This window comes from Aquisalimonas sp., from assembly GCF_007120195.1.
Lineage (GTDB): Bacteria > Pseudomonadota > Gammaproteobacteria > Nitrococcales > Aquisalimonadaceae > Aquisalimonas.
Map to the genome: position 1 here is coordinate 1 of NZ_SKOG01000081.1, position 17,675 is coordinate 17,675.

At 64.1% G+C, this 17,675-nt stretch carries 14 protein-coding genes; 6 read left to right on the plus strand and 8 right to left on the minus strand.

What is annotated here, in order from left to right:
- Positions 1-264: 264 nt before the first annotated feature.
- A complete protein-coding gene (gene dctP, locus QZT63_RS06655) occupies positions 265-1,221 on the minus strand; it encodes a TRAP transporter substrate-binding protein DctP (protein ID WP_290649654.1) in 957 nt (318 codons plus the stop codon).
- A 345-nt stretch (positions 1,222-1,566) separates the two neighbouring features.
- Here dctP and QZT63_RS06660 point away from each other — a divergent pair, with 345 nt between their 5' ends.
- Both QZT63_RS06660 and QZT63_RS06665 read left to right on the plus strand, forming a co-directional pair.
- A complete protein-coding gene (locus QZT63_RS06660) occupies positions 1,567-2,244 on the plus strand; it encodes a TRAP transporter small permease (RefSeq protein WP_290649656.1) in 678 nt (225 codons plus the stop codon).
- Between the two features lie 63 nt (positions 2,245-2,307).
- Positions 2,308-3,594, plus strand: a complete 1,287-nt coding sequence (locus tag QZT63_RS06665; protein WP_290649658.1) for a TRAP transporter large permease — start codon at positions 2,308-2,310, stop codon at positions 3,592-3,594.
- A 334-nt stretch (positions 3,595-3,928) separates the two neighbouring features.
- On the opposite strand, the gene QZT63_RS06670 is transcribed toward QZT63_RS06665, so the two are convergent.
- The 5 genes from QZT63_RS06670 to QZT63_RS06690 form a co-directional block, all read right to left on the minus strand.
- Entirely contained in the window at positions 3,929-4,885 is a 957-nt protein-coding gene (locus QZT63_RS06670) for a ketopantoate reductase family protein (RefSeq protein WP_290649660.1), read from the minus strand.
- A gap of 188 nt (positions 4,886-5,073) precedes the next feature.
- Positions 5,074-5,526 carry a universal stress protein gene (locus QZT63_RS06675; protein WP_290649662.1) on the minus strand — a complete coding sequence of 151 codons (453 nt, stop codon included), beginning with the start codon at positions 5,524-5,526 and terminating at the stop codon, positions 5,074-5,076.
- Positions 5,523-7,070, minus strand: coding sequence for a DHA2 family efflux MFS transporter permease subunit (locus QZT63_RS06680; RefSeq protein WP_290649664.1), 1,548 nt, complete (start codon positions 7,068-7,070; stop codon positions 5,523-5,525). The genes QZT63_RS06675 and QZT63_RS06680 overlap by 4 nt, the downstream gene beginning before the upstream one ends.
- The gene (locus QZT63_RS06685) at positions 7,054-8,172 is read right to left on the minus strand and encodes an HlyD family secretion protein (RefSeq protein ID WP_290649666.1); all 1,119 of its coding nucleotides are present in this window, start codon (positions 8,170-8,172) and stop codon (positions 7,054-7,056) included. The genes QZT63_RS06680 and QZT63_RS06685 overlap by 17 nt, the downstream gene beginning before the upstream one ends.
- Positions 8,169-8,633, minus strand: coding sequence for a MarR family transcriptional regulator (locus QZT63_RS06690; protein ID WP_290649668.1), 465 nt, complete (start codon positions 8,631-8,633; stop codon positions 8,169-8,171). The genes QZT63_RS06685 and QZT63_RS06690 overlap by 4 nt, the downstream gene beginning before the upstream one ends.
- A 301-nt stretch (positions 8,634-8,934) precedes the next feature.
- Here QZT63_RS06690 and QZT63_RS06695 point away from each other — a divergent pair, with 301 nt between their 5' ends.
- From QZT63_RS06695 to QZT63_RS06710, 4 genes are all read left to right on the plus strand, one after another.
- Positions 8,935-10,095: an alpha-hydroxy-acid oxidizing protein gene (locus QZT63_RS06695; protein WP_290649670.1), complete on the plus strand. Its 1,161-nt coding sequence runs from the start codon at positions 8,935-8,937 to the stop codon at positions 10,093-10,095.
- Positions 10,096-10,296: 201 nt separating this feature from the next.
- Positions 10,297-12,273, plus strand: a complete 1,977-nt coding sequence (locus QZT63_RS06700; protein WP_290649672.1) for an acetoacetate--CoA ligase — start codon at positions 10,297-10,299, stop codon at positions 12,271-12,273.
- 268 nt (positions 12,274-12,541) lie between these two features.
- Positions 12,542-13,693: a TAXI family TRAP transporter solute-binding subunit gene (locus QZT63_RS06705; protein ID WP_290649674.1), complete on the plus strand. Its 1,152-nt coding sequence runs from the start codon at positions 12,542-12,544 to the stop codon at positions 13,691-13,693.
- Positions 13,694-13,819: 126 nt separating this feature from the next.
- Positions 13,820-15,823: a TRAP transporter fused permease subunit gene (locus QZT63_RS06710; protein WP_290649676.1), complete on the plus strand. Its 2,004-nt coding sequence runs from the start codon at positions 13,820-13,822 to the stop codon at positions 15,821-15,823.
- A gap of 442 nt (positions 15,824-16,265) precedes the next feature.
- Here the strand turns inward: QZT63_RS06710 and QZT63_RS06715 are convergent, their stop codons facing one another.
- Positions 16,266-17,087 carry an alpha/beta hydrolase gene (locus QZT63_RS06715; protein ID WP_290649678.1) on the minus strand — a complete coding sequence of 274 codons (822 nt, stop codon included), beginning with the start codon at positions 17,085-17,087 and terminating at the stop codon, positions 16,266-16,268.
- 120 nt (positions 17,088-17,207) lie between these two features.
- Positions 17,208-17,675, minus strand: a 468-nt coding sequence (locus QZT63_RS06720) for a hypothetical protein (RefSeq protein WP_290649680.1), incomplete at its 5' end; no start/stop codon positions are given.

The following is a 17,675-nucleotide window of genomic DNA, read 5'->3' on the forward strand; positions in this document are numbered from 1 at the left end:
AAGACCACCAGCAGCGCGTCTGCATCAGCGAAATCCTCGCTGGCGACAATGTTGCCCTCGGTGTCTCGCAGCCGGAAGTGCGGCAACGGTGTGCCCAAAGGCATCACGTGGGACGCGGTGGCGGCCATCGGGTACTCCTCCTCCGGTTCGACCAGGATATGGGTTACGCGTAATTTACACTACAGACTTCTGTCACGACTTCCAAACCAAAACGGCCCGACCATCATGGCCGGGCCGTTGAAACACTGGTTGGGGCGGTGAGGCTTACTCTTGCTCTGCCTCGACCAGCTCCAGCAGCTTATCGAGCATCCGCTCACCGCGCTCGCCGGTCATGCCGACAAACGTATCGCGGACCGGGTGGGCAAGCTCGGCGAATGCGTCACGCTGCTCCTGATCAAGCTCGATGATCTCGATGTCGCTGTTTTCCTTGATGGTCTCGAGCCGCTCCGTGTTGAGCTGCTGCTGCTTGTCGTGGATGTACTCCACCAACTCTTCGCGTGCTTCGATAATGACCTCCCGCTCTTCGTCAGTCAGGCCATCCCACCAGTCCTTGTTGCCCATGAACGTGGCGATGAACTGCGCGTGATTGGAGAAGATCAGGTAGTCCTGCACTTCGTAGAAGGCCATTTCCTCGTGGGCAAACACCGGCTGGATGTTGCCCTCGGCCTGGCCGAGTTGGAGTGCGGAGTAAAGCTCGCCGTACTCGATGGTGATCGGATCCGCGCCGTAGGCCTGGTAGGTCTCCCGCAGGAGCCGGTTATCCATGGTGCGAATGGCAAGACCAGACATGTCATCCGGCGTGCGGATCTCCCGGTTGGCCGACCACACCTGCCAGCCTTCCGGCACCACTGCGATGGGGTGCAGGTCTCGATCCCGGAACGCTTCCTGGAAGTCTTCGTTCTCAAGCCATTCGTCGGAGTTGAGAATCTGGGTGTTCGTCCACTCGTCGTCCGTCAGCACAAAGTTCAGGCTGAAGATCTGGCTCTCCGGCACAGTACCACCAAGGAACCCCGAGCCGAAGGCGAGCTGGATGGCGCCACTCTGCGCCGCATCATAAATGTCGGTCAGCCCGCCAAGCTGGCCGTAGGGGAAGAGCTCCACGGTAATGGCGCCGTCGGTCTTTTCCTCGACGAGTTCCGCGAACTTGGCGCCGTACTCATACTGGACACTCCCTTCGATCTCTTCGAGCCCAAAGCGCCACGACTGACTCTCGAAGGCCATGGCCTGCGTCCCGGCTGTTGCCAGGCCCAGGGCTATTGCTGTACACAAACTGTTTCGCCACACCATCACGACCTCCCGATTCTTCGTTTGCGTTACTCTCCAAGGGATTTTTTCTTTAGACATTCCCCACTAACATTAACACAGGCGCAGGAGGTGTCTACGATAACAACACTGCCTGGGTCTGCATCACTGCCTCCCGTGCCCATTGCACGCTTGGCGGGCGTGCGTACCGTCTTGGGACGCGGACGAAGGCCGGTTTCGAGGCGTGTGCAAATGTGCTCGATTGAGGTATCGTCTGACGAATAGCGCAACGAAAACTCAAAACGCTGACCGCAAGGGGCATCCATGAGTGCTGCTTCATCGGAGGGAAGGGGGCCGGCGGCGCTGGCCACTAAGGGGATCCGGGTCATTGACCGGACCCTCGAATTCCTGGAGATGACCATTGTCGCGGGCTCCATCATCATCATGGCCGTCCTGATGGTGACCCACGTCCTTGGCCGCATGTTCTTTCAGATGGGTGTGCCCGGCCGCACCGAGGTCACGGAGATCCTGCTCGTGCTCATTACCTTCGTGGGGGTGAGCTACGCGGTGCGACGCGCCCGCCACATCAGCATGTCCGCCTTTTACGACCAGCTTCGCGGCATGGCGCGAAAGGCCTTGATTATCTTCATCTCGCTGATCACCGGCGGCCTGCTCTTGTACATGGCCTGGGAGGCAGCCGGCTACGTCGAAACCACCTACCAACGCCAGCGTAGCACCTCTGCCTTGGGCATTCCGCTTTGGATGATTTACCTGTCGATGCCCATCGGGTTTACGCTGGCCGGCATTCAGTACTGGCTGACGGCCTTCCGCAACCTCACAACGCGCGAGGTCTATCGCTCGTTCACCGAGTTGGAAGGCTACGACGCAGTGCCGGCGCAGGCCTCTGCGGCAGAGGATGTTCAAGTCGATACATCCTCGAAGGAGGATGTATCGGTCGAAGACGCTGCAACATCCGAGCGGGACGAGCGGGACAAGCCGTAATTTACGGCCAGCAGCGTTAATGGCCATGCGGCTCACTCCAGATACAACACGTGGGGGCGCGGAATGCTGACTTGGATGGTCATTCTCATGGTGGTCCTGCTGTTGCTGGGCTTCCCCATGATGGTCCCGCTGCTGGCGGCCACACTGTTCATGATGTTCACGGGCATGACGTTCTTTGGCCCCGCGCAGGGCGTGAGCTGGATGTTCACCGGCGTCGAGCAGTGGGTACTGGCGGCTGTGCCCATGTTCATTTTCGCCGCCGACATCATGACAAAGGGTCATACGGCCAACCGGTTGCTCGATCTCGTCGGCTCGTTTGTCGGCCACCTCCGCGGTGGGCTGCCCATTACCACCGCCGCAAGCTGCACACTCTTCGGCGCCGTCTCCGGGTCCACGCAGGCGACCGTGGTGGCAATGGGTGGCCCCATGCGCCCGCGCCTGCTGCAGAAGGGTTACAAGGACAGCTTCACCCTGGCGCTGATCATCAACGCGAGCGACATTGCGCTGCTGATTCCGCCGAGCATCGGCATGATCGTCTACGGCGTGATCGCGCGCGGTGCCTCCATCGGCGACCTCTTCATCGCCGGCATTCTGCCCGGGTTGCTGATCCTGTTGATGTTCTCCGTGTACTGCTATATCGCCTCGCGGATCATGGGCATCGAGGTTGAACCACGGTCGACCTGGCGCCAGCGCCTCTATGCCCTCAAAGGCGCCATCCTCCCTCTCGGTTTCCCGGTGATCGTGGTGGGTGGCATCTACACCGGCACATTCAGCCCCGTGGACGCCTCGGCGATGGCGGTGCTGTACGCGATCGTGCTGGAAGTGTTCATCTACCGGAAGGTGAGCCTGCGTGACATCGGCTCCATTGCACTGTCCACGGGCATGATCACCGCGGTGGTATTCATCCTGGTGGCCATCGGCTACGCCTTCTCCCAGGCTCTGTCCACGGCCGGTGTGCCGCAGCAAATCCTAACGCCGATTGTGCAACAGTTCGGGGATAGCCCCACGGCCGCATTGGCGCTGATCGCCGTGGCCTACTTCATTGGCTGTATGTTCGTCGACCCCATCGTGGTGATCCTGATCCTCACGCCGCTGTTCCAGCCACTGGTAACGGCGACGGGTCTGGACCCGGTGCATGTGGGCGTCATCGTCACCCTGCAGGCGGCGATCGGTTCGGCCACACCACCGTTTGGTTGTGACATATTTACGGCCATGGCCGTGTTCCGAAGGCCCTACTTTGACATCATACGCGGGACGCCGCCGTTTATTGCCATATTGGTGTTTGCGACGGTGATCCTGATCATGTTCCCGCAGATCTCGCTGTGGCTGCCGAGCATGGGGGCGCAGTAGGCAGGTGGCTGGCGCTGTGGTTTGACGGCGGATTACGGCTGCGCCTAACTGACTACATTTACGCCATGCAGCCATGCCATGGCACCGCGGCCAACCGAAGGGTGTAGGGTGCATTAGCGACAGCGTAATGCACCGTCAAACTAGCCTGCGCCGGAGGCGCACAGACGCAGCATCAGTCGTGCGCCTGCGGCGCTATGTTATCGACGGCGGATTACGCTGCGCTAATCCGCCCTACGCCCTTTGTTCAGCGCCCTGCCCGATCATCGGCACGGCCCATAGTCGTTTAGGCGCAGCCGTAATCCGCCGTCACAACCCCGCGGCGAAAACATACCCCCTACACGCCAAGTGGATGCCCCTCGTCCGCGATGCGCTGCTGGAGCATCTTGGTGACGGTGTATACGCTCGCCAAGTGCGGCACCGAGACGCCGTGCTCCTGCGCCGCCCGGATCACGTTACCGAGGATCGCTTCCACTTCCATAGGCCGGCCATTGAGGAAGTCCAGCGCCATGCTGTTGTGGTAGGGCGGCATCTTGCGGGTGCCACCGATGCTCTTCTCGGGCAGCGACTCCGGCATGGGATGACCGGCCGCGGCGGCGACGTCGCAGACTTCCTGCATAAGCGTGACCATGAAGCCCTCACCCCGGGGGGCATCGAGGATGGTGGTGGTGGTGGCACCGCCCGCGATGACGGAAACGGGATTGAAGGCGGCATTCCATACCGCCTTGCGCCAGCGCTCGGTCACCAGGCTCTCGGAGACGGGGCACTCGACACCGCCGGCCGTGAGCAGCGCGGAGAACCGCTGCGCCGCATCGCCGGCGCCGGAAGGGTATTCGCCCACAACCAGACGCCCGTACGCCTTGTGCTCGGACTGGGCCTGGCCCGTGCGGCTCACGGCGACGAAGGCGAGGCCGCTCACCAGCGGGTTGTCCGGGAACGCGTCATGGATGGGCCGCTCGATGTCGATGCCATTTTCCACCAGCACGAGGACGGTACCGGGCCCCACCGCCGGGCGGATCAGGGCGGCACGGTCCAGGTCATCGAGCACCTTGACGCTAAGCAGCACGAAATCGGGCGGCTGCTGCACGTCTTCCACGCGCTCGTAGACGGCGTGGGGACGAAACGAGAGATCACCCAGGTCGTGGCTGTTGATGCGAAACCCGCGCTCGCGGATCACGGCGGCATCCGAGCGGCTCACCGCTTCCACCTGTGCGCCGCCGCGGCTGAGAATGGCGCCGTAGAAGCTGCCGATGGCACCGGCGCCAACGATCAGGACTCTGGGGTTGTCGGTCATTGTTTCTCCTCCCGGGGTACGGCGGTGTTGTTGTGCGACGGTGGCGCGGGTTGTTTTATGGTGGATGCGCTGCGCTTATCCACCCTACACCCTTCGACTGGCCTCGGAGGTGGAGCGAGGGTGTGGGGGCATTAGCCGAAGGCGTCATCCACCGCGGCACCATCTGCGCCACCCCGCGCGGGACCACGTCAACGGCTTCCGTCCTCACGCGGCATCACCACGAGAATACTGCAACGCAATTCATCGAGTAGTGTGGTGCCCACGGAGCCGTGCCACCACCGTGCGAGACGCCCGCGCGGTGTGTGGCCGACCACCACCAGATCGACGTTCAGCTCCCGGGCGAGGTGGCTGATCTCGATTACCGGCTCACCTTCGCGCCGGTGACCGGTGACCTCCAGGCCCGCCTCCCGCAGGCGTGCCACACCCTCGTCCAGGCTCGCCTGGACTTCCTGCAGCTGCTCGTCGATCCAGTTCTGAGGATAGCCCTCCTGCATGAACCCCAGGGATGCGGGCAGGCGCAATACGGCAAGCAGATGCACGTGAGCCTCGGTCATGCGCGCCACCTCTGCACCCTGCTCAAGCGCGAGGCGCCCAGCCTCCGTGCCGTCATAAGCCATTAGAATCTGCCGGTAGAGTGTCATTGCCTTGTGTACCTCCCCATGAGCCAGGCCGGAATCAACGCCAACAGAAAGACCACACCCAACGCCAGGAAGCTGTCCTGAAAGCCCCGCGCGTACCCCTGGCGAAAGACCATCTCACCGAGAAAGCGTAGCGCTTCGGGTTCCAGACGGTCAGGGCTCACGCCCAGCCGCCCGGCCAGTTCCTGAAAACGCATCAGCAGCTCCCGGGTCATCGGGTTGGCGGCCGTCTGTGTCTGCGCCATCACCTCCGTATGAAACCACGTTCGACGGTCGAGAAGCACGGATAACGCGTTCACGCCCAATGCGCCGCCGAGCTGGCGGGAGAAGTTCACGGCCCCTGCGCCTTGGGAGACCAGGCTGAAGTCCAGGGTGCGCAAGGAGCCAGTATTGATCGATGGCAGCCCCAGGCCCAGCCCGATACGCCCCAGAGTGATCCAGAACACCATCACCCAGAAGGCGGTGTTCACGTCCGCCGTGCCAAGGGCGAAGCAGGAGACTGCGATCAACACCAGCCCGACGGCGATTGGCACGTGGGGCGGCAGGCGGTCGCTGAGGTGCCCGGCGAGCGGGAAACTCATGGCCATCACCAGGCCCGCGGGCATTAACAGCAGCCCCGCCTTGGTCGCAGTGAACTGCTGGATCTCCTGCACGAACAACGGGATGAGGTAAGTGCTGCCGAAAAGCGCCGCACCGAAACAAAACCCGATCATGGATCCGGCCGCGAACCCGGGGACGGCGAAAATACGCACATTCAGTAGCGGCTCGGACGAGCGTAGTTGCCAGAGCACAAACCCCACCAGCGCCACGGCGGCGGCGACAAACAGCCCCTGGATGAGCAGGCTGTTCCAGCCCAGCCGCTGGCCGTTGGATGTGGCCCAGAGCAGGCAGAGGAGAAACGCCGACAGCAGTGCGAAGCCAAACCAGTCAAAGCCGGGGCGCGGGCCGCGGGACTCGCGGCCGGCCAGGAACAACACGGCAAAGACGATGCCGAGCAGGCAGGTGGGCAGCGGCAGGAAGAACACCGCCCGCCAGGAGAACAGATCCACCAGCACACCACCGAGGACCGGTCCGATGGCAGGGCCGAGGATGACGCCCAGGCCGTAGATCCCCATGCCGAGGCCCCGCTGCCGGGCCGGGAAGACCTGGAAAATGATGGTCATGGCCAGCGGCTGGATGATCCCCGCCATGGCGCCCTGCACCACCCTGGAGAGGATGACCATGTCCTCGTTGACGCTCAGCCCACCGGCGAGCGCCGAGCCGATGAAAACCACCATCGCGCCGATATAGGCCGCGCGCATCCCAAAGGCACTGAGCGCCCACGCCGAGAGCAGCATGAAGGCCGTCATCGCCGCCAGAAAACCGGTGGCCAGCCACTGGGCCTGGCTCTGGTCCATGCCGAACACACCCATGATGTCCGGAATGGCCACGTTGACAATGGTCGTGGCGAGCGTCATGGAGAGTGTGCCCAACATCACCGTGGCCGTGGCCAGCCACTTGTACGCGGGCCCGAAGCGCTCGTAGAGCCGCTCAGTCTCGGACGTCAATGCGCACCTCGACCATCATCCCGGGACGCAGGCGCGCATCGGGGTCGTCGAAGGCAATGCGAACAGGGATGCGCTGGGTGACTTTGGTGAAATTGCCGCTGGGGTTGGGGTTTGGCAGCAGCGCGAACTCGCTGGTCGCCGCGCTGCCGATGCGCTCCACCCGGCCACTGAAATCCTCACCGCGGTAGCCATCAACCTGGATGCGCACGGACTGCCCTTCGGCAACCTGGGCGATGTCCGTCTCGCGGATATTGGCCTTGACCCAGACACGCCCGGGCTCGTGCACCATGACCAGATTCTGGCCAGCCTGCACGTGTTCGCCGGCGTTGACGAAGGTCTCCGCCACAACGCCGTCGATCGGGCTTCGGATCTTGCGATCGCTGACGCCAAGCTGCGCTTCTTCCTGCTCGGCCCGGAGTTCCTGGACGCGCGCCTCCAGGGTCGCGGCGGTGGCGGCGAGCACCGCGTGGTGCGCCTGCTCGGCGCGGGCTTCGTCCACCGCAGCGCGGGCCTCCTCCAGGGCGGCGCGGGTGGAGCGCACATCGCTCTCGGCAAGCCGCAGAGCGTGGCGGGCGTCATCGACTTCCTGCTCGGAGACCATGGCGTCCTCGGCCATGCCGCGCACGCGCTCAAGATCGGCCACGGCTTTCTCGCGCTGACGCTCCCGGCGCTCCAACTCGGCCTGCGCCACCGCAACCCGCCGGCGGGCGCGCTCAATACGGCTCTCGTCGCGCGCCCGCGCCAGATTCAACTCGGCGTCCACCTGATCCAGCTCGCGGCGCAACGCCTCCTCCCGGGCTTCTAGCACCGCCATTCGCCGCTCGGCCTCGCGTGGATCCAGGCGCACGAGCACATCGCCCTTTGCCACGGCGTCCCCCTGGCTCAGGCCCATGGTCTCGAGCCACCCGGGCAGCCGCGAGGCGACGGTAATCATGTCCGCCTCCACGCGGGCGTCGATTTCGTGGACGTACAAAAGGCGCTCGTAGAGCCAATATCCGGCACCCGCCGCCAGAATCACCAGCACCACGACCGCCAGGACGATCTTGCCCCCGTGTCCGTTACCGGCGCGCGTGCCGCTCTGCTCAACGGGTTGGCCACTCATGGCAGGGAATCCGCCTTGTCGCGGATGCGCTGCAGCACATCGAGACACTGCCGAAGCTCGCGCTCCGGAATATCGCCAAAGATCTCCTCGCGCAGCTGTGTCGCCACCGCCTCGATGTCCTGCAGCGTCGCGCGCGCCTTTTCGGTGAGGTAAATGCGGCGAACACGCCGGTCTTCCGCGCAGACCAGCCGCTCGATCCAGCCATCAGCTGCAAGCCGGTCCAGTAGGCCCACCAGCGACGGCCCCTCGATGCCCAGCCGCTCGGCGAGCGCCTTCTGGGTCATGCCCTCGCCGTCCCGCGCCACATTGAGCAGCGCCCGCCACTTGGCCTGACTCAGCCCCAACGGCCGCAGGCGTTGATCCAGGCGCATGCGCCAAACGCGGGCGGTTTCCGCCAAGGCCGAGCCGAAGCGGTTCAAATCACTGAAGTTGTCTGCAGTATTGGTTCTTCGCTCCGACATACATAGGATCATACTAGATAGCATGCTAATAAAACACAGTTTCATTTTTTGCGAAGGGCAACCTACAGTGGAGTATGGCGGCCCGCGGCCGATTCGATTGTCGGTTGTGCGCCTGCGGCGCGTTGTTCGACGGTGCATTACGCCTTCGGCTAATGCACCCTACGCCCTTCGATCTGGCGTACAGGATCATCGAAGCGCGTAGGGTGGATTAGCGCAGCGTAATCCACCGTCAAACATCCCGCGCCCGCAGGCGCACACTACCGCCTCGCCACCAAACAATACCGCATACTGGAGGAACCCCATGGCCCAGCCCCACTACGGCGATCACCAGCTCAAGATCTACCAGGGCGGCCTGAAGGGCGCGCGTCCGCGCCTGCCGGTGCGCATGGAGGATCTGGAGCACGCGGCCCACCAGGTGCTTTCCAAGGAGTCTTACTGGTACGTCGCCGGCGGCGCGGGCGAGGTTACCATGCGTGCCAACCGCTCGGCCTTCGACCGCTACCGCATCCATCCGCGCATGCTCACGGACGTCTCCGAGCGGGATCCCTCCGTGACACTGTTCGAGCGCACCCTGCCCTCGCCGCTGTTGCTGGCGCCCATCGGCGTGCAGAGCATTATCCGGCCCGAAGCCGAACTCGCCACCGCCCGTGCCGCGGCGTCATTGCAGGTGCCGACCATCCTCTCCACGGTCTCGGCCCACAGCATGGAATCCGTGGCGGAGGCCGTGGGCGATGCACCGCGGTGGTTCCAGCTCTACTGGCCGCGCAGCACGGAGCTGGCTACGAGCTTCGTCCAGCGCGCCGAGCAGGCCGGTTACGAGGCCGTCGTGGTGACCCTGGATACCAAGATGATGGCCTGGCGCGCGCGGGATCTGCAGAACGCGTTCCTGCCATTTCTCAACGGCCAGGGCCTGGCCAATTACACCTCCGACCCGTGGTTTCGTGACGGCTTGGCGCGCCCGCCGGAGGAGGACATCCGGCCCTCTGTCAAGCGCTGGGCGGAGGAATTCGCCGCGCCATTCAAGACCTGGAAGGACCTGGCCACCCTGCGCGAGGCCACCAACCTGCCGATTCTGGTCAAGGGCGTGCTCCACCCGGAGGATGCGCGCCTCGCCCTGGAGCACGGCGTCAATGGGATCATCGTCTCCAACCACGGCGGGCGGCAGATTGACGGCAGTATCGCCGCCATCGACGCCCTCCCCAGTGTGGCCACCATGGTGGACGCTCGGGTGCCGGTACTCTTCGACAGCGGCATCCGCACCGGCTCCGATGTGCTCAAGGCCAAGGCGCTGGGCGCGGATGCCGTGCTGCTGGGTCGGCCCTACATCTGGGGCCTGGCGCTCGATGGTGAGGAGGGCGTGCGCGAGGTGATCAAGCGCCTGCTCGCGGATGTGGACCTCACCATGGCGCTGGCGGGCAAGGCGCGGTTTGCGGAGATTGACCGGGGGCTTTTGGTGGATTGATTGACGGGTTGATGGGTTGTGCGCCTGCGGGGCAGTTGTTTCACGGTGGATTACGGCTTCGCCTAATCCACCCTACGCGTGGCTGACTACGCGCTTCGATGGTCCCTTGCGCCGGATCGAAGGGCGTAGGGTGGATTAGCCGAAGGCGTAATCCACCGTCAAATTATGGCGCCGAAGGCGCACGCTAAGGAGGAGACCCCCATGATCGAAGAAGGCAGCCTGCTCTGGGAGCCGAGCGCCAAACGGATCGAAAGCGCGAACGTCACCCAGCTCATGCGCTGGTTACAGCACACGCGCGGCCTGGAATTCACCGACTATCACGACCTGTGGCGCTGGTCCACGGAGCACCTGGAAGATTTCTGGGCCGCTGCCTGGGAGTACTTCGAGTTCAAGGCATCGCCTTACCAGCAAGTCCTTACGACCCGGGAGATGCCCGGGGCACAGTGGTTCACCGGCAGCACGCTCAACTGGGCGGAACACGCGCTGCGCCATGGCGCAGGCGATACGCCGGCCTTGTTCCACTGCTCGGAGATCCGGGAGACCACCGCTGTGGTCACCTGGCGGGAGCTGGAGGCACAGGTCGCCGCGGCGGCGGAAGGCTTGCGCCAGCTCGGCGTCCAGCCCGGCGATCGCGTGGTCGCCTACATGCCGAACATCCCTGAGACGATTGTCGCCGTGCTGGCCACGGCCAGCCTGGGGGCTATCTGGTCCTCGTGCTCGCCGGACTTCGGCACGCCCAGCGTCGTGGACCGCTTTTCGCAAATTGAGCCGAAGGTGCTGCTGGCGGTCGATGGCTACCGTTACAACGGCAAGGCCTTCGACCGCATGGGGGTGTTGCGCCACCTGCAGGACACCCTGCCCACGGTCGATCACACGGTGCTGCTGCCCTACCTGGACGGCACAGCCGACCCGGGCCGGCTCAAGGCGACGGAAACCTGGGAGGCATTTCTCGCCCGGGGCAAGGGCGCCAGTCTGAACTTCCAGCAGGTACCCTTCGACCATCCGCTGTGGGTGCTCTACTCCTCGGGCACGACGGGCATGCCCAAGGCCATCGTCCACGGGCATGGCGGCATCACCGTGCAGCACACCCTGGCCGGCCATGTGCACAGCAATGTCGCGCCGGGGGACCGCTGCTTCTGGTTCACCACCACCGGCTGGATGATGTGGAATGCGCTCACCGGCATGCTGGTCAATGGCGCCGCACTGGTGCTCTACGACGGCAACCCGGCCTATCCGGATATGGACCGGCTGTGGCGGCTGTGCGAGGAGGCGAAAATCACCCAGATGGGCATCAGCGCTGCCTTCCTGACCGCCTGCATGAAGGCGGACCGGCAACCGCGCAAACATCACAACCTCGACCACATCCGCGGCATCGGCGCCACCGGGTCACCCTTGCCGCCGGAGGCATTCCGCTGGGTCTATGACGCCGTCAACCCGGACGTGCATTTGGCATCGAGTAGCGGCGGCACGGATATCTGCGCGGGCTTCGTCGGCGGTGTCCCCACCCTGCCCGTGCGCGCGGGCGAGATACAGGCGCGACTCCTGGGCGCAAGTGTCGAGAGCTGGGACGACACTGGCAATGCCCTGATTGACGAGGTGGGCGAGATGGTGATCACGCGGCCCATGCCGTCGATGCCGCTGTTTTTCTGGGGCGATACCGACGGCAGCCGCTACCGGGACAGCTACTTTGACATGTTCCCGGGCGTGTGGCGCCACGGCGATTTCATCAAGATCACCTCCCGCGGCAGCTGCATCATTTACGGCCGTTCCGACTCCACGCTCAACCGCTACGGCGTGCGCATGGGCACGGCGGAGATCTACCGCGTGGTGGAGGACCTCGACGCGGTGGTCGACAGCCTGGTGGTGAACGTGGAACGTGGCGAGGGGCAGCTGTACATGCCACTGTTCGTGGTGCTCGCCGAGGGGGTGACGCTGGATGAGGCGCTGGATCGCCAGATCCGCGAGAAGGTGCGCAAGGACCTGTCACCCCGCCACGTGCCCGACGCCATCGTGCCCGTCACCGGCGTGCCGCGCACGCTCAGTGGCAAGAAGATGGAGGTACCGGTGAAGAAGCTGCTGCTGGGGTACCCGGAGGAAAAGGCCGTGAGCCGGGATGCCTGTGCCAACCCCGAGACGATCAACGAGTACGTGCGGTTTGGGAATGAGTTGGCGCGGTAGTTGTTGAGTGCCGGCGGCACTGTTGGTTGGACGGTGGATTACGGCTTCGCCTAATCCACCCTACGCCCTCCGGCAAGCGCCGAGGCCAGAGCGGAAGGGTGCATCGCATTGGTGGGATGGGGCGTTGTGTGCCGGCGGCACCGTCAACCCGCCGCGCCAACGGCGCACCTCGCATCAAGGGTGGTAAGATTCCGCTAAACGGAATACAGTTTCACTATAATAAAATGACGCGTTTAAATTCGAATAAGCATCTGGGAGGAGCATGACTATGAAACCCTTAGCAGCAGGCGTTCTCGGCGCCGCCGTGGCCTGGGCCGGCGCGGCGGGAGCCGATGACATTGAACTGCCTGGCAGCATCGCCATGACTGCCTATGGCACCGGCTCCGCCGGATACACCCAAATGGCATCCATCGGCAATCACCTGCAGAACACCTACGGCACCTCCGTGCGCATTCTGCCCGGCGAGAACGACGTCGCCCGCATGACCCCGCTCAAGACCGGGCGTGTGCCGTTGTGTGCCTGTGGGATCGCGGCCTACTACGGCGCCGAAGGCGTGCTCATGTTTGCGGGGCCGGACTGGGGGCCGCAGGATATCCGCGTGGTCACATCGTCGACGGCAAGCTTTGGACTGGGGCTCGCGGTAGCCGGTGATACCGACGTGGAAACGCCGGCCGACCTGAAGGGCAAGCGCATCGCCTATATCCGTGGTGACGATGCCTTGAATGTGGGCACCGAGGCGTTCCTGGCGTTTGGAGACCTGACCTGGGACGACGTGGAGCGCGTGGAGTTTCCGGGTTATGGGCGCTCGTTCGAAGGCATCGTGGGGCATCAGGCGGACGCGGCGTTCACCATGACGGTCGCTCCCCCCGCGCAACAGCTGGCCGCCAGTCCGCGCGGGATCACCTGGCCCCATCTTGACCCCGACGACGAAGAGGCCTGGGAGCGGTTCACGAACGTGGCCCCCTACTTCCAGCCACACAAGGTGACCGTGGCTGCCGGCGGTCACGATGAGGATAACCCCTGGATGGGATCCAGCTACCCGTACCCGATTCTGGTGGCCAACCGGGATGCCGAGGACGATCTCGTCCGCGGCCTCGTTCGCATGTTCGTCGAGGATCATGACGCCTACAAGGATTCCGCACCTGGTAACGAAGGCTTTTCGCTTGAAAACCAGAACATGCAGTGGGTCATCCCGTTCCACGATGCGGTGGTGGAGTACTACAAGGAGATCGGCCACTGGACCGACGAAATGCAGGAACACCAGGACACGCTGGTTGAGCGGCATCGCACCATCCGCTCGGCCTGGGGTGATTACGTCGCAGATGATCCGCCGCGGGATGAAGATGCTTTCATAGAAGGCTGGATGGAAGCACGGGCAGCCGCCCTGGAAGAGATCGGCATGGACCCGGTCTTCCGTTGAGCGAAGCGCCCTGAGCGCAATCGGCTGGCTGTGGCGGGCATCCCAGGCTCACTCGGGATGCCCGCCTTCCCTCACCCGCACTGGGCACCGTGTGGGAACGAACAATCGGCATAGATCCTGGTGGCCATGAATACTCCATCGACCCCAACGCAAGCGCCCGACCCCGAACAAGTCTCAGGCGTCCGCGAGCTCAACGGCTACTGGCCTTGGGTGCCTCGCCTGGCTGCCCTGGCGCTGACCCTGATTACCCTCGATTACCTCCTTAACCTCGGGTTGCTGACGCTTTTCACCCGGGTGGAGAGCCAGTTCTTCTACACCGTCGTGGCACTCATGCTGCCGCTCGTCTACCTGCTGTGGCCCGCATGGCCGGGGGCAAGTCGATCGCGGCTGCCATGGTACGACATCGCGCTGTTCCTGTTCGCGGTGGGTGTCTGCAGCTACTTCGCCTATAACGCGGAGCAGATCCTTGACCGGGGATGGGAGTATGCCGCCCCCAACCACGCGATCTTCATGAGCTTTCTGCTGTGGGCGGTTATCCTGGAGGCCACCCGGCGTGCCGGCGGACTTACCATCGCCATCATCGTTGGCCTGGCGAGCATCTACCCCCTATTCGCCGACGTGATGCCCGGGCCGATTCAGGGATTCCCCGCGAGCGCCACCGAGACGGCGATCTACCACACCATGAGCCGCGAGAGCGTCATGGGCATACCGCTGCAGGCGTTCGCGAACCTGGTGATCGGCTTTCTGCTCTTCGGCGTCGCCCTGCAGCATACCGGCGGCGGGAAATTCTTCATCAACCTGGCCTTCGGTCTCCTCGGCCATGTGCGCGGCGGGCCGGCCAAGGTCGCGATTTTCTCCAGCGGGCTCATGGGCTCCATGAGCGGCAGCGTCATCACCAACGTGATGACCACCGGCGTGCTCTCCATCCCGGCCATGCGTCGGGTCGGCTTCAGCCGCTCCTATGCCGGTGGCGTGGAGGCCTGTGCCTCCACCGGCGGCGTGCTGATGCCGCCAGTGATGGGGGCGACCGCCTTCATCATGGCCACGTTCCTGAATGTCCCCTACGGGCACATCGCCCTGGCGGCGGTGGTGCCCTCGGTGCTGTATTTCCTTGGTCTGTTCATCCAGATCGACGCCTATGCGGCGCGGCACGGACTCAAAGGGCTGCCCCATGCCGAATTGCCACCGCTCAAGCAGACCCTCAAGGAGGGGTGGTACTTCATCTTCGTGTTTGTGCTGCTGATCTGGATGCTGTTCTTCCTGCGCCGCGAGGCCATTGCCCCCTTCTACGCCACTGCGCTGCTGTTATTCATCAACCAGGTTCTGCCATACCAGCGCTGGGGCTGGCAGGATGTGCTGAATTTCTTCTCGTCGTCGGCCAAGCTGTTTGCCGAGCTGATCGCCATCCTGACCGGCGTCGGGCTGCTGATTGGCGCACTGTCCATGACGGGACTCTCCGGCACCATTGCCAACGACCTGATCTATCTCGCCGGGGGCAGCACGCTGGTGCTGCTGATCATGGGCGCGCTCACGAGTTTTGTCATGGGCATCGGCATGACGGTGACGGCCGCCTATATCTTTCTGGCCGTGGCCCTGGCCCCGGCACTGATCCAGGGCGGCGGCATGAACCCCATGGCCGTGCACCTGTTCATCCTGTACTGGGGAATGCTGAGCTTCATCACACCGCCGGTGGCCCTGGGCGCGTTTGCGGCGGCCACCATCGCTGGTGCGCGGTCCATGGAGACGGGCTTTCAGGCCATGCGCCTGGGCAGCGTGATCTACTTCATCCCGTTCCTGTTTGTGCTCAACCCGGCGCTGATCCTGCAGGGGACAATGCAGGAGATTGTACTGGTGCTCGCGCAGGCGCTATTCGGGGTGCTGGTCATCGCCAGCGCCATGCAGGGCTATCTGCTGTTCGTCGGCGATTTGTGCCGCAACGTGTACTTGCAGTGGCCGATCCGCGCGATGCTGGTCGTGGGCGGCATGAGCATCGCCATACCGGGCGGCGGGCCCGTTGCACTCACGAACCTGGAGCTGTCGTTGATCAGCGCGGTGATGCTCATTCCAGCCGCGGGGATGGCGCTTTGGATGAATGGCGGGTGGACGCTGAGCAAGCGCGCGACGGTGTAGCTTGATGGGGCTCGAGGCCGGTTGTGGGGTTGCGCGCCTCGCGGCGCGTTGGTTGACCGCGTGCAGCCACGCCACGGCACCACGGCCGATCGAAGGGCGTAGGCATTAGCACCAGCGTAATGCACCGTCAAACAAACCGCGCCAAGGGCGCACGGGCGAAACATGAGTCGTGCGCCTGCGGCGCTGTGCCATTGACGGTGGATTACGCTGCGCTAATCCACCCTACGGGGCCGGAGCGTTTCGGTTGGATCATGGGGTCGTCGACGGGCGTCGGCCGGGTGTGGGGGCGTGCGCCTTACGGCGCGGTGGTCGACGGTGGATTACGCTGCGCTAATCCACCCTACATCCTTCGGTATGCCGCGGCGGCAGGGTGAGGGTGTAGGGGGCATTAGCCGTAGGCGTAATGCACCTTTGAACCGATCGCGCCGCAGGCGCTCCTCATTCAAACGGTACTTTCGACACCAACGCCCACCTGGGTGAACCAGTGCTCTATGCGTTCGGCGCACTGCTCCCAGCCCGGCTCAATCATGAACATGTGGCCATGGTCGGGCAGCTCCAGGAACTCGGTGCCCTGGTATTCCGCAATCTCCCGCGCCATCTCCGGGACGGTGGTGCCGTCTTCAGACCCGACGACGGTGAGCATCGGGATGCGCACGTCGCGCAGTTCCGCCTCGACACTGCCCTTGAGCACTTCCACGGCCGCCGTGGCGGACTCGGGTGTGAGGTATTGCCAGAGCTCGCGCTGGCGCTCTGGCTCGACGCAGTTGAAGACCGATTTGGCCGCAACGCGGTAGCCGGGCTTAATGGCCGTCTTGCGGATCATGGCCGGGATGGACTTGAGCCCATGCAGCGCAAACCAGACGTTCATGGGCGGCTTGTGGAACTTCACACCGGCAACCGGCGCGGAAGCGGCGAACACGGCCGCTTTCAGCGGTGGGTCCTGGGCGATAACCTGGGCAATGGCGCCCCCCATGGAATGCCCCACGACGATGGTCTCGCCCAGCTCATCGAGCACGCCGCGCACATCCGCCACGTAATCTTGCACCGTGACATTGCCCAGATCGGGCAAACGAGGGTTGGGACCATGTCCGCGGAGATTGACCGCGTAGCACTGGTAGCCCCGATCGGCGAAGTACTCCATGAACGGATGCCAGTACCAGGATCCTCCGCTGGAGCCGTGGATAAAGACAATGCAGGGGCCGGACTCACCGACCCGGTCCACGATCAGGCCGTTCATGGTTTGCTGTTCAATTGTCGATGGCATGCGGTTCAGACTCCGAGAACGGTGGGCCATCTCCAGGCGCTGCCGCACCTGTAATGACTGCGAATCATGCATAAAACTGACGCCACTGTCACCCCATTTGGCGCTCTGCCGGGGGCGCCGTCATGATGGCCCGATCAGCCAACCCAGCACCAGCAGCCATACCGAAGCCAACGCGGCCGTGCCCAGGGTGAACCAGCCGTTCCAGCGGTAGCCGACGGTATAGGGCGAAGCCTCCGCGACCCGGGCGGTGATGAGTACCGAAGTGGTCATGGGCGAGGAGCCCACCGCCAGCATCCAGCCCGTCATCACGGCCAGGGCCAGAAGCTTGGGTTCGAGACCGAAGACCTCCGGCTGACTCAGCGAGGTAAGCGCGATGGTCGCCGTGACAATCGGGTTGAGGCCGAGCTGGGCGAACACGAGCATGAGCAACGCCACGGCGACAGCGACGGGGGCGCCATGCAGCCCCAGGCTCCTCAGAAGATCCGCGAGCAGGGTCTCAGGCACGGCGGCTGCGATCATGGTGCCCAAGATTCCGGCGGCGGCGAGCACGGTGAGCTCGGCGCGCAGGCTTGCGAGCTGCCCCGGCGT